This window comes from Brevibacillus sp. HB1.3, from assembly GCF_013186635.1.
In the GTDB taxonomy this organism is placed as follows: domain Bacteria; phylum Bacillota; class Bacilli; order Brevibacillales; family Brevibacillaceae; genus Brevibacillus; species Brevibacillus brevis_D.
The window spans coordinates 112,984-126,816 of record NZ_JABMIT010000006.1 but is presented as its reverse complement, the minus strand read 5'-3'; the positions used below and the strand labels follow the sequence as shown (position 1 = coordinate 126,816).

General features: G+C 50.4%; 9 protein-coding genes. 6 read left to right on the top strand and 3 right to left on the bottom strand.

All coding sequences use genetic code 11. The features are described from left to right. Positions 1–84 precede the first annotated feature (84 nt). From hutU to HPY31_RS15750, 4 genes are all read left to right on the top strand, one after another. The gene (hutU, locus tag HPY31_RS15765; protein ID WP_064202135.1) at positions 85–1,755 is read left to right on the top strand and encodes a urocanate hydratase; all 1,671 of its coding nucleotides are present in this window, start codon (positions 85–87) and stop codon (positions 1,753–1,755) included. 5 nt (positions 1,756–1,760) lie between these two features. After that, positions 1,761–3,035, top strand: coding sequence for an imidazolonepropionase (gene hutI / locus HPY31_RS15760; RefSeq protein WP_172141477.1), 1,275 nt, complete (start codon positions 1,761–1,763; stop codon positions 3,033–3,035). 72 nt (positions 3,036–3,107) lie between these two features. Further along, entirely contained in the window at positions 3,108–4,448 is a 1,341-nt protein-coding gene (locus HPY31_RS15755) for a YjiH family protein (protein ID WP_172141476.1), read from the top strand. 73 nt (positions 4,449–4,521) lie between these two features. Next, positions 4,522–5,160: a pyridoxamine 5'-phosphate oxidase family protein gene (locus tag HPY31_RS15750; RefSeq protein WP_172141475.1), complete on the top strand. Its 639-nt coding sequence runs from the start codon at positions 4,522–4,524 to the stop codon at positions 5,158–5,160. 53 nt (positions 5,161–5,213) lie between these two features. On the opposite strand, the gene HPY31_RS15745 is transcribed toward HPY31_RS15750, so the two are convergent. From HPY31_RS15745 to HPY31_RS15735, 3 genes are read right to left on the bottom strand one after another with little or no spacing between them, the layout of a single operon-like run. Beyond that, on the bottom strand, positions 5,214–6,647 hold the full coding sequence (locus HPY31_RS15745) for an eCIS core domain-containing protein (RefSeq protein WP_172141474.1): 1,434 nt from the start codon (positions 6,645–6,647) through the stop codon (positions 5,214–5,216). 2 nt (positions 6,648–6,649) lie between these two features. After that, positions 6,650–8,260, bottom strand: a complete 1,611-nt coding sequence (locus tag HPY31_RS15740) for an MORN repeat-containing protein (RefSeq protein ID WP_172141473.1) — start codon at positions 8,258–8,260, stop codon at positions 6,650–6,652. Between the two features lie 19 nt (positions 8,261–8,279). Beyond that, entirely contained in the window at positions 8,280–8,666 is a 387-nt protein-coding gene (locus HPY31_RS15735) for a DUF4280 domain-containing protein (RefSeq protein WP_015892467.1), read from the bottom strand. 170 nt (positions 8,667–8,836) lie between these two features. Between HPY31_RS15735 and HPY31_RS15730 the strand changes: the two genes are divergently transcribed. Further along, complete coding sequence (locus HPY31_RS15730) at positions 8,837–11,593, top strand: adenylate/guanylate cyclase domain-containing protein (RefSeq protein ID WP_172141472.1); 2,757 nt, start codon at positions 8,837–8,839, stop codon at positions 11,591–11,593. 18 nt (positions 11,594–11,611) lie between these two features. Next, positions 11,612–13,768, top strand: a complete 2,157-nt coding sequence (locus tag HPY31_RS15725) for an ATP-binding protein (protein WP_172141471.1) — start codon at positions 11,612–11,614, stop codon at positions 13,766–13,768. Positions 13,769–13,833: the final 65 nt, after the last annotated feature.

Genomic DNA, 13,833 nt, shown 5'->3' with positions numbered 1-13,833 from the left:
AAAGCGCGGTGCCTTTTTTGTCTTTCCGTGCTTTTTTACAATGGAGCTAAGAAGTACATCCTTTTAGAAAAGCAGGTGGAAATGATGACGACGACACAATCCGTTGAACAATTGATCCAAGCCTTTTCAGGTACCCAATTACATACAAAAGGATGGGTGCAGGAAGCTGCGCTGCGCATGCTTTTGAATAACCTCAATCCCGATGTAGCGGAGCGTACAGAGGATCTGGTCGTATACGGTGGAATTGGCAAAGCGGCACGGAACTGGGAATGCTTCGATGCGATTGTCAAAACATTGCAAACGTTAGAGAGCGATGAAACACTCCTCATCCAGTCCGGGAAGCCAGTTGCTGTATTCAAATCGCATACCGATGCACCGCGTGTGCTGCTGGCAAACTCGAACCTGGTGCCTGCCTGGGCGAATTGGGAGCATTTCCACGAGCTGGACAAAAAGGGTTTGATGATGTACGGACAAATGACAGCGGGAAGCTGGATTTACATTGGCAGCCAGGGCATCGTACAAGGAACGTATGAGACGTTTGCAGAGCTGGCACGCCAGCATTTTGAAGGCACGCTGACTGGAACGATTACCGTCACAGCAGGCTTGGGCGGCATGGGTGGTGCGCAACCGTTGGCCGTATCGCTCAATGGCGGTGTGAGTATCAATATCGAGGTGGACCCGACCCGTATCCAACGCAGACTGGACACGAAATACCTGGATGTAATGACAGCTAGTCTGGATGAAGCGATCCGTTTGGCGGAAGAAGCGAAACGCGACAAAAAAGGCATTTCCATCGGTTTGTTGGGGAATGCTCCCGAAGTGCTGAATGCCATGCTGGCTCGCGACTTTATCCCGGATGTGCTGACGGACCAGACCTCCTCGCATGATCCACTCAATGGCTACATTCCCATCGGCATGTCACTGGAGGAAGCAGCCGAGCTGCGTACACGCGATCCGAAAGCGTACGAATCTCGCGCAAAAGCAAGCATCGCTGAGCACGTCCGCGCGATGCTCGCCATGCAGGAAAAAGGAGCCGTCACTTTCGACTATGGCAACAACATCAGGCAGGTGGCAAAAAACGAGGGTGTGGAGGATGCGTTCCGTTTCCCAGGGTTTGTGCCAGCCTATATCCGTCCGCAGTTTTGCGAGGGCAAGGGGCCGTTCCGTTGGGTAGCACTGTCTGGCGATCCTGAGGATATTTACAAGACAGACGAAGTCATCCTGCGCGAGTTTTCCTACAACACGCATCTGTGCAACTGGATTCGCATGGCACAGGAGCGCATTCAGTTCCAGGGACTGCCTTCCCGTATTTGCTGGTTAGGTTATGGAGAGCGTGCGCGTTTTGGTCAAATCATTAATGAAATGGTGGCACGCGGTGAGCTGTCGGCCCCTATCGTCATTGGGCGTGACCATCTGGACTCCGGTTCTGTCGCTTCGCCAAACCGAGAGACGGAAGCGATGAAGGACGGCAGCGACGCGGTTGCAGACTGGCCGATTCTCAATGCCATGATCAATGCGGTAGGCGGAGCGAGTTGGGTATCTGTGCACCATGGAGGCGGTGTTGGCATGGGATACTCTCTCCACGCAGGAATGGTCATCGTGGCAGATGGTACTCCAGAAGCAGCACGTCGTCTGGAGCGTGTCCTCACGACCGATCCAGGCATGGGCATCGTCCGACATGTGGATGCAGGCTACGATCTCGCGATTCAAACAGCCAAGGAAAAAGGCGTTAACATTCCGATGATGAAGGAGTAAAAGCCATGACAAAACCTGTATGGATTCGCCACGCCAGTCAGCTTGCCACGCTGGCTGGCGGCTCCTCTTCCCCGGTAGTAGGAGCGCAAATGAACGAATTGTCGATCATCGAGGACGGAAGCATCTGGCTGGAAGACGGCGTTATTCAGCGAGTGGGAACAGATGAAGAGCTGGCACTTCACTATCGAGACCGTGCGCATGAGGCGCAAATCATCGATGCTTCGGGCAAGCTGGTCACGCCAGGGCTGATCGATCCGCATACACATCTGGTGCACGCGGGTAGTCGGCAAAACGAGTTTAACATGCGGCTACATGGAGCGACCTATATGGAGATTATGAATAATGGCGGCGGGATTCACTCGACTACTGCAGCGACCCGAACAGCTACCCATGAAGAGCTGTTTGCCCAGAGCAAGCAGCGTCTTGACCAGTTTCTGTTGCATGGGGTCACAACCGTCGAGGCGAAAAGCGGCTATGGCCTGACATTGGAGGATGAGCTGAAGCAGCTGGAGGTCGCCAAGCAGTTGAACGAAGCACATCCCATCGACCTCGTGAGTACCTTTATGGGTGCACATGCTGTGCCACGTGAATACAAGGAAAATCCGGATGCGTTTGTAGACTTGGTCATCGAGGAAATGATCCCGGAGGTCGCTCGACGCAAGCTGGCTGTTTTTAACGATGTATTTTGCGAAAGAGGTGTGTTCACCCCGGAGCAATCCCGACGCATTCTCGAAGCAGGGGTCCGTCATGGGCTATTGCCAAAGATTCATGCGGACGAAATCGAACCGTACGAAGGAGCAGAGCTGGCAGCTTCGGTTGGAGCGGTATCTGCTGATCATTTGCTTCGTGCCTCGGACAAGGGGATTGAACAGATGGCAGAAGCGGGTGTCATCGCTGTGTTACTGCCTGGTACGGCGTTTTTCCTGATGGCAGAGTCAGCAAATGGCCGGAAAATGATCGATCGTGGCGTGGCTGTCGCGATTTCTACGGATTGCAATCCGGGCTCGTCTCCAACAGTTTCGGTCCCACTCATCATGAATCTGGGTTGCCTAAAAATGGGGATGACGCCAGCCGAGGTGCTGACAGCAGCTACCATCAATGCTGCTCATGCAATCCGCAGCGCGCATGAGGTCGGCAGCCTTGAGGTGGGGAAAAAAGCGGATGTCACGATTTTTGATGTTCCTGATTTCATGACCTTGCAATATCGGTATGGAATCAACCACGTAAACACGGTCGTCAAAAACGGAACGATTGTCGTTGCCGAGGGCAGACTGGCGTAATACGAAAGAGAGCAAAAGAAAAACGGATAGAAGTGGAGGAGACCGGCTTGTCTTTGAAATGGGGGGACATGTATGGGCAATATGTCGAACAGCAATCTGGCGCCGAATCCTAGTCAGCAAGCCGTATCCACCACACATGCTTGGAAGTTTTTTGTTTGTAGCCTCATTGGTATCTTCGTCTTTTTTATTCCTGTTACCGTTAATGACACAAGCTCAATTATGCTCGATCACATCGTGACATGGGTTCGGCAATTCATGCCGGGTGCAATACCCGTGTACGCTTTGCTTGTGATTGTGCTTGGGGCCATTTATCCGTTTGTGACGGGGAGTTGGAAGCAGAGCAAAGTAAACCTTATCTTTTCTGCGCTAAAAGTACTGGGTGTGCCTATCGCTCTGTTGATTTATTTTCAGGCGGGTCCTGCATGGCTGCTGGACAAGAATATGGGGCCATTTCTCTTCGAAAAGCTGGTGATTCCCGTAGGCATGGTGGTTCCGATCGGCTCCGTGTTCTTGGCTCTGCTGGTTGGCTACGGCCTATTGGAGTTTATTGGGGTTCTGGTACAACCGATCATGCGTCCGATTTGGAAAACACCGGGCCGCTCTGCAGTAGATGCGGTGGCATCCTTTGTGGGAAGCTATTCGATCGGTCTTTTGATCACGAACCGGGTATTCAAAGAAGGCAAATATACGATAAAAGAAGCAGCCATTATTGCAACCGGCTTTTCCACCGTTTCTGCGACATTTATGATCGTGATTGCGAAAACATTGGATTTGATGAATTACTGGAATCTTTACTTCTGGGTGTCGCTCGTGGTGACGTTTCTCGTAACCGCAGTGACTGTGCGTCTTTGGCCGCTGTCCAACATGAGCGATGCGTATTACCAAGACAACGGCGATCCTGAAAAAGTAATCAAGGAAAAACGGCTGCGCCAGGCGTGGACGGAAGCAATGGATGCAGCGGGAAAAGCACTGCCGCTTACACGGAACATTTGGGAGAACTTGCGGGATGGCTTCATCATGACCATGAGTATTCTTCCGTCCATCATGTCGGTCGGTTTGCTCGGGTTGGTGCTGGCCGAATTTACCCCTTTGTTTGACTGGCTGGGCTACTTGTTCTATCCACTAACATGGCTCTTGCAAATTCCAGAGCCGATGCTGGCGGCAAAGGCGTCAGCGATCGAAATTGCCGAAATGTTTTTACCCGCACTACTTGTGGTAAAAGCGCCTCTGGTCACCAAGTTTGTCATTGCCGTTGTTTCGGTTTCTTCTATCCTGTTCTTTTCCGCGACGATTCCTTGCATTTTGTCTACCGAGATTCCGATTAGTATTCCAAAGCTTCTGGTGATTTGGGGAGAGCGTACGATCCTAACACTGCTGTTTGTTACTCCGCTAGCTTTCCTGCTTCTGCCATAATGATAAAAAGCGAACGGACAATTATGGTATGATGGTGGCAGGTTCGAACAAGCAGAGGAAAGAGGGGCTAGTCATGTCAGGATTCGGAATTTTCCGTGATGTTATTACGTCAGAGCAGCAGCTGCGCGAAATGGTCGGAGAGCCAAGTCGTCTCGTACAGAACAAGGCGATACCCCAGCTGGATGACCATAGCCGCAATTACATTGCCCAAGCGCCATTTCTCATCATTGCTACAGCAGACAAAGATGGCCATTGCGATGCTTCGCCACGTGGAGATGCGCCTGGCTTTGTGCATGTCATCGATGATCACCATCTGGTCATCCCCGAGCGCCCAGGAAACAAGCGGATGGACTCTATTACGAATATTTTGGTCAACCCGCATATTGGGCTGATCTTTTTGATTCCTACGCTGGAAGAGACGTTCCGCGTGAATGGCAAGGCATGCATTATTCGCGATGAAGAAATACTGGCGAAGATGGAGGTAAACGGGAAGGCGCCAACGCTCGGAATCGGAGTCAAGGTAGAGGAGTGCTTCGTCCACTGTGCGAAGGCATTTATGCGCTCTGGTCTATGGAAGCCGGAGTCATGGCCAGCAGAGGGGACGACTCCTAATGTCGCACAAATGCTGGCGGATCATGTGAAGCTTCCGGGTGTGACGGCAAAAGAAGTGGCAGAGGGCTTGCAAGACAGCTATACGAATCGATTGTACTAATGTCAAAAGTGAAACGACAGCCATTTATTTAGCGTGGCTGTCGTTTTATCATGTTATTCGCGAACAGGATCGTCTACCAGCCACCCTGCCCCGATTTCACCCCAGTAGTAACACGCCAACGAATACGATTGCATAGTCGAATAGCGGATGTGTTCCGGGATAATGAATGCAGGATTTACGCCACCTGTTCCGCCGGTGGGTGTACCTTTGGTGATGCCGCGAAATATAACCTTGATGTTATAGTTGGGCAGATTGGTCATGCTCCCCAATCTTTGAATAGCCCTTTGCTTGAGATCGCCTAGTTCGGCAGCCGCTCGGTTTTCCATTTTGGTGTACGGCCAAGGATTTTCTGGATGATACTTTTGAATGACGATGACGTATTCATCATATTGACCGGTATCGCGTCGTTTATCCAATTGACCGATCGCCTCGTGAATACGTGCGTTAATTTGTAAATCATCATGGGAGCTGATCGTCTTGATCTCCATCGCAACGCGTTTTTCCACGTGTAAAACATTTGAATTCTCCTCGTCTTCGTCCATCATGTGGACTCTCTCATCGTTGTCGTTTTCTTGCTCCTCCCAATAGCTGTAATCGATGTCAGGATCATTGTCCTTATCCTGACCGAAAAAAGGCGTGATTTCCTCTCCCAAAAGGCGCTGTGCCTCTTCAAGTTCTGTATAGTTCCCGCCTGTAACTGAAAAAATATCGGAAATTTTGGAATGCAGACTATAGCTGAAGCGCACTTTGTCATTGAAGGTTAAGTAGTCAACATTATCAAAAAGTTCACTGACTGTGCCGTCATGCAAGTCATTGGTTTTATCCACATGCTTACCCCACATTCTTCGTGCATCTTTTAAAGCTTCATCCCAAGTGCCCTGTATAATGGGGGATGATACAGAACTAGCATCCTCCGCACCGGTAGCATCCGTCATGGTGCCTGTGGCCGCCAGTGACCCATAGCGATCAGCTTCCGCTTCGAGAGCCGGATCATCATTGATCGGCAAGCTGGAATCAGGAACGTTCGCTTTTACCCGTCCTTGTCGTTGTTGAACCACGTGTGTCAGCTCATGACCGAGTAGCTGCTGACCGCTTTGCGTCTCTGGCTGATACGTCCCCGGGGCAAAGTGAATGTTATTCCCTTGGGCAAAGGCAACCGCCCCGATTTGGGAGGCGACAGACGATTCTGGATGAATCTGTACATCTGAAAAATCAGTGTGAAAAGCATTCTCCATTTTTGCTTGGACGGAATCAGGGAGGGAGCGACCGCTGCTAGAAGAGAGATTCTCCGATTTTTGCAAGGGAGTCTTCGCTAACATGCGCTGCACAGCCTGATTGCCAAGAGTCTTTTGCAGAGAAAGGATGTGGGAAGAGTGACTCGCCTTTCTTTGGACCTGATTCATTTGGAGCATGGGCCTGGAAACAGGTGCACCCGGTTTTTCATGGGTCGCGTCCATAGACAGCTTGCTAGTTTCATAGCGTCGCATGATTACACCCCCTCTACTTTTGTCACGTCCAATTGTACGGGTTCTTTTTGCTGTGCTTGATAGAAATAGAGATACAGAAACGGGTCGACCAAATAGCTCGTGATAGCGCCAGTACGGTTAGCGTACGTGGAGGATGTCTTAGGCAAAATGGCCGCTTTGCTGTCGAGCTCGTTCCGATCTTCTTTGACGATCGAGATAACCTGTGGGTGATAGACGTGGACAGCAGTGACAATCTGCTTGCTAGGGTGTCCGGGTGCTGGTTCAAGTGTAAAAGCCATGTTCATTTCACGATACGCAAGTTTTTGCGGCGATAAGGTGGTATCCATCGGTGTGTCATCGTCGGGCTTGCCCATGATTTCCTCCAGCTTGCTCCTAGAGATGCCAATGAATCCAGGCAAATCAATGCGCCCTTCGCGGAAGTACCCCTTGTACAACGGCAAGCCTTCCTTGTCGTAGAGTACCCCGATGCCATCGTAGGCACCTGCCCGAAATTGCCCTTGATACAACAGAGCGTCTTCAGCAGAACGAAGCTCTCCCGTTCCGTGATAATGCCCTTCGGCAAAGCCGCCTTTATACAGCGTTACGCCACCTGCTTCTTTCAGCTTGCCCTGTCCGTGATACACACCCAGCAAAAAATCACCTTGATAGACGATGCTGCCATTGGTGGAGAATTTGGATCCGGCTCCATTGAAGTGCCCGTTTCGAAAATGACCTTCATACATGAGCTTGCCATCCCGATCAAAAAGACTCCCGGCCCCATTGTATCTGCCGTCCACAAATTGCCCTTTATACTGCACGAGCCCGTTTTCGTAGTAATCAGTTCCTTCGCCGCCGTAGAATCCATTGTCAAACATTCCGTCGTAGAGCAGCTTTCCATCCTTCGTGAAAAGTCTGCCAGCTCCGTTGTACACCCCGTTTTTAAAAGCGCCTTCGTATTTGATTGCGCCATTTATGTACAATTCCTGACCGACTCCATCCAGCTTCCCATTTTTAAAATCTCCCTGAAAAACAACCTGCTGGTTGTCGTTGTACAACGCTCCTTGACCAGCGTATACCCCATTTTCAAACCCGCCTTGATAGACGAGAACGCCTTGCCGGTATCCTTTGCCGAAGCCTTGCGGAGTGCCGCTTTTAAATTCTCCGCTGTATAGAAGCTTCCCATTGTCGTCATAGAGCTCGCCTTTTCCGTCATACAGACCATCCACGAGCTGGCCAGAATAGATCATCGTGCCTTCCGGGTTGTAAATGATCGCCAGACCCGTGTCGGAAATCTGTTGATTGGGAGTTTTTAAATGAATGACGATGGGACGTTGCAAAAAGCGGTTAAGAGCATCGGGAGGGTTGATGAAAAGAAAGTAGGCCAGGACAAGGAGGAATAGTCCTGTCAAAATGAAAAAGCGTTTGGCAATGTAAAAACGGCCGATATGCACGTAATCGTTGAGTGAAGTTTCTTTTTGGGTGAATAGTCCGGCAATGCCGTTCTTGATCCAATCGAGGACTTGCTTGGGGAGGGCGGCTCCTTTTTTTATCCAATCCTGCCCCCATTTTTTGAGCGGATGGGTGAGCGGGTCGACAATCGTTTGTTCCGTTAGCTTTTGGAGTTGTTTGTCCATATCGTAACCTCCCTACTTGTCAGGGAACCTGAATCGTCGCTTGTCCGGGGTTCGTGATCGAAATGACGCCACCCCAGCTGCACATGAGCTTGGAGGTTTGATTGAGGGCAGGCATGTTGGCCACGAGAACAGTAGGGGAGCCAGGAACCCAAGGGGCGGCTGTGACAGGAACACAGGGGACCGGAGTGAAAACGCCCAGCTTCGCCGCTGTGGCTGCTGCGACCTGAGGGTTGGACATCGTATTGCACATCCCGAATGGAAGGACATTTACCATCGGTTTATTGTCCATAATGTTTGCGATCGGCATACTGGTTGTGACGCGATTCACCGGGAGCACCATGAGTGAACTGGGAGCAGCACCAAAGCTGCACTGTAGCATGGCTCCTCCGCAGACGAGTTGTCCCATGAAGCCAACTCCTTTTCATAAGTCATCTGGTAAGATATTGAAAATCAATCTGTATAGTAGTATAAATGTCAAATAGAGAAGATGTATAGCGAAATTTGTAATTTTTAGTATAATGTTGCTTGGTATCATTTTCGAAAATACGTTTTCGAGAGATGGGAGAACCGCAAACGATGGGAAATAACAAGAAGTATTCCTGGTTGACCGGACTGCTGATTGTATTTGTTGGGATCGGCTTGCTGCTCGCTTGGAACATGGATAGGAGCGGAAAGCAGGACGAACCGTTTCAAGGGATCAACAGCATCGCGGCCAATAGTCAAAAGGATGTCGTCCTCATAACGGATGGACACCAAAAGCTGACTAGCTTGTACCCCGATCGGACGCTACGGTACCAGCAAGTCCTGGAGCAAAATCCAGAAGAGGGCTTGGAAAATTTCACAGAGGTAGCCATCGACGAAGAAGGATATGCGTACGTGCTGATCACAAAGCTCGATAGCTTTGGCTTGCGGACTGTATCCGAGAGAATCGTGCGAATGTCGCCAGATGGAGAAATCGAACAAGTCGTGTATGAAGATTCCTATGGAGCGAACAGCTCGTACAAGCGAATTGGCAAGATACGCTCCCTGCAAGTCGCGAAAGATCGTCTTTATTTTTATGTTTATCAACATCCTGAAGTGATTGCCTATCAATTTGTACCCTCTGATTCATCCCCCACACAACTCTATCAAATCCAATTGCCTAATGAAGTATACGTTAATGAAATCACAGGAGTAGACCCGCGTCATACCTATGTCACTACCAAGCGTGGAGAGTTTTTTCAGGTCGATGTTCTCCAAGGAAGCGGAGAAGCTCAAGTGAAAGGTCCGCTCTACATTCACTCCGAGCGCTCAGAAACGAATCGTACCGTCCCCGATCATGTCAAAGTGGGTCCAGCAGGTCGTCTTCTTTTCTACAATTCTGATCAAAATGTCATTGAACGCTTCGATCCCGCACATCCAGATGAAATCGCCTTGATGGTGCCTTCCAAAACATTCGAGCAGATCAACTCGAGCGATAGCAGTGCCCTAACGGCGTTTGCTGTAACCCCTAAGTATGACATCGTAGTCGCCACAGATAGTCAACTCGCCTTCCTGGATCAACAAGGAAATGTGATGACCAAGCTCACGTCCCCGTCTGTATCCGAAAAAGACCGCTTGAAGGAATGGACCTGGTGGATAGGATTGGGTGTGGCAATTCTCTTGTTTTGTGTCATTCAGTTTCTGTTGTTTCGCCTCTTCCGGATTCCGTTGATTATCAAGCAAACGATTGTGATCGCCCCACTCATTGTTGTCCCTGTATTCCTTCAACTGGAGGGAACGAAGCTGACCTTCTCGTTTATGGAGCAGGAAAATCAAACCGATCTTCGTCTCCAAGCCTATGTTATTTCCACGCTGATTGAAGGGGACAAGCTGGATGGAATCAATGGAGCGATTGATTACATGAATGCGGACTATCAAGCTGTACAGGCCAACCTGAAAAAACTGGAGGTCCCCGATGATGTGAATGTGAACAGGGGGCTGTATAAAACGATTTACAAATACACAGATGGCGAATTGTTTCTCATGATGGATGACAATGACAGTGCAGAAGTGTTTGAGAATGTGTCCATTGATGACGAGTTCCGCAGTGTGGTCATGAAACGGGAGATCGTCTCGGGAAAAGCTCAGGATCGGACAGGCTACTGGATGTACGCGATGGCCCCGATATACAACTCCTCAGGCAAGCTATCCGGTGTGTTGGAGCTAGGCAGGGAAATGAACGGGGTCCGCATCCAGCACAACGAAATGACCCGTGAGCTAGGCCGTGGCGCTGCGCTGGTCTGGTCGATTTGTGCGAGTCTATTCTTCCTTTTCTCGTGGCTGACATATCGAAACATCCGCAATCTGCAAACGAACGTCTCCCATATGGGAAAAGGCGACTACAGTGTGGTGGCCAGGGTTCGCTCTATGGATGAAATTCAAAAGCTGGCAGAAAGCTTCAACCAAATGGCCAAGCGCATTCGTCAGTACATTTCGAATATCACGAGGATGAGCGAGGCGAACAATCGTTTTGTGCCGCAGCAATTTATCCATTTTCTCGGGAAGGAAAGCATACTCGACGTGGAGCTGGGTGATCAGGTGGAGCGGGAAATGGCCGTTATGCGGATGAGTCTGCAATCGTTTCATGCCATCTCCCATCGTCTGCGACCAGAGACGACCTTCCGCGTCATCAATGCGTTTCTCAAGCGGTTTGCTCCGATTGTAAACGAGAATCAAGGGATGATTACCGAATATCTCGATCCCGGGGTGCTTGCTGTTTATCCAAGAGAGGCAAAAGACGCGTTGGATGCGGCGGTACAGATGCGACGTACGTTAGCAGACTATAACGAGCAACGGGGGGAAAAAGGATACGATCCGATTGAATTGCGGGTTGCGCTGCATCACGGTCCGCTGATGCTGGGGATTATTGGCGAGGCGACGCGTCTGGAGGCTGCGATTATATCGGATCATGTCCGCGTGGTGGAGAAAATGGAAAAGATGGCGGAAACGCTCGGGGCCAGCATCCTAATGTCCGATTCACTGTTTGCCGAGATGGGAGCGAGTACGTCGTATCGATATCGTGATTTAGGCTGGGTGCATATCGAGGGAGAGGCTCAGCCGATGCATTTGTACGACGTATACGAGGGCGACGCTGACCAGATTCGTGCGCACAAGGATGAGACGAAGGAATTGTTTGAGCAAGCGATTGTGATGTATCAGAATGGGAGATTTCACGATGCGCGATCCGCTTTTCTGTCCGTCATCAAGCAAAATCGCTGGGATCAGGCGGCGCGACAGTATTTCTACTTATGTGACGAATACGCGCAAAAAGGGGCCGAACAAGATTGGTCTGGCGAGTTGAAAATATCGTAGGAGCGGTGAAAAAGCAAAATGACGAATCTCGAACCGAATCACAACCAGTGGAACTATTACGAAGAGATGCTTCAATGGCTGGATATTCATCTGATGCGCTTGCTGGCCGTGCGAGCACAGCAGGGGGAAGATTATCCGCTGGATCAAATGAGGGGGGTGATTGTCACAGAGGAAGAAGTCGTCCAATTGCTCGAAGCAGCTCCGCCAGCGACGCAGCTATGGGAAGCCTTCGCAGAGCGGTTGGCAGCATGCGAGGAACGACTTCATGCCCTGCACATGCAAGAAGCGGGGAGCATACCGATTTTGGCAGTGGCAGACGCTTTTTCACTCAATCGCTTCGAGCTGGGTTGTTTATTTCTTTGTCTGTCAGTCGAGCTGGATCGGAAGTATGAAAAGCTGTTTGGCTACCTCCTCGATGATATTACGTGCAAGTCACCTACTCCCGAATTGGCGATGCAGCTATTTTGCCGAACAGCGACCGAGAGGATAGAAGTCTGGACAGCGTTTGCGCAAAAAAGCAAGCTGGGACGACTGCTGCTTTTTAGCGAGGGGGACATGGCTGGCAGCGGCTCATGGCTTTCTCGGCCGTTAAAGCTGGATGAACGACTGCTGCACTTTTTGACGACGAAGGATGGAGGTGATGCCAGTCTGCCGCCTTGGCTATTCTGGAGCTTGCCGGAGGAAGGGCTGGAACCGTTGGTAGGAGAGAGCGCGTTTCAGTTGCAGGAGCGCTTTGACACATTGTGGGAAGCGGCAGGAGCAGATTCGGAGCGGCTTCTCTTGCATTTGCATGGTCCGACAGGCGTTGGTAAAAGGCATCGGGTGAAGCAGCTGTTTCATCGCGTCAGGCGACCAGTGCTGTTCGTCGATGCAGAGCGCTTGATCCGGGAGGAAGCTTTTTCACGCAGATTACTGCAGGTATTGCGGGAGGTGCAGCTGCGTCGGGGTGTGCTGTGCTTGCATCAGTTCGAGGTTTTTCTGACAGAAGAGGTACAAACAGTCGGACGCAAGCAGCTGGTGATGGATGAACTCGAAAGCTTTTCAGGCCCCATTGCCATTGTGGCGAAAAGTCAATGGAAGCCAGAAAATGCTTTGGGGAAGCGGATTTGGCTGGATATGGAGGTGCCAAGTCCAGATGAAACGGAAAGGAGGCGATTATGGGAGACAGGCAGTGTAGGCATGACCTTTTCTCAAGAGATTGACGTAGGCGTTTTAGCAGGGAAATTCAAACTAAATGCCGGGCAAATCAACCAGGCGCTTCAAAGAGCAAACGAGATGGCGATGCAGACGAAAGACGGGATCATTACGAAAACACATCTCCACGAAGCTTGCTTTCTGCAAATGAGACATGCGCTAGAAAAGCACGCCACACGCTTGAGACCCAAATACAGCTGGGAAGATCTGATTTTGCCTGAGGAGCAACTGACTTTGTTGCGGAACGCCTGCAATCAGGTGACCTATCGCAATGTTGTTTTGGGAGAGTGGGGCTTTGGGAGAAAGCTCTCTTATGGCACGGGCGTCAGCATGTTGTTTGCAGGTCCTCCGGGTACGGGCAAGACGATGTCCGCGGAAGTCGTGGCAAAGGAACTGGGTCTGGAGCTTTTTAAAATTGACTTGTCGCAGGTGATCAGCAAGTACATTGGGGAGACGGAAAAAAACCTCCATCACATCTTCTCGGAAGCGAGAATCGGCAATGCCATCCTCTTCTTTGACGAAGCCGATGCCCTTTTTGGCAAGCGCTCAGAAGTGAAAGATTCGCATGATAAATACGCAAATGTGGAAACGGCCTACTTGCTGCAAAAGATGGAGGAGTACGAGGGGGTCTCCATTTTGGCGACGAATCTCCTGCAAAATTTTGACGAGGCCTTCATGCGCAGAATCAACTACGTGGTGAAGTTTCCTTTTCCCGAACCGCACTATCGCGAAGAAATATGGCGCAGCATGTTCCCGGCAGATACACCGCTAGATGCTGACATCGATTTTGAGTTTCTCGCTTCCAAGCTGCATATTGCGGGGGGCGGGATCAAAAATGTGGTTCTCGCTGCCTCTTTCTTGGCTGCCTCGGAGGGCATCCCCGTTTCCATGCGTCATTTGATTGGGGCTGCGAAGCAGGAGTTAAAAAAGACGGGTAAGCTGCTATTGAAAGAGGATTTGGGGGAGTATGCCAACAGGTAGCCTGTCGAAGAAAGTGTGTAATTTTACAAAATTAGATAAAAATTCATGTAAAACCATTAATTTGG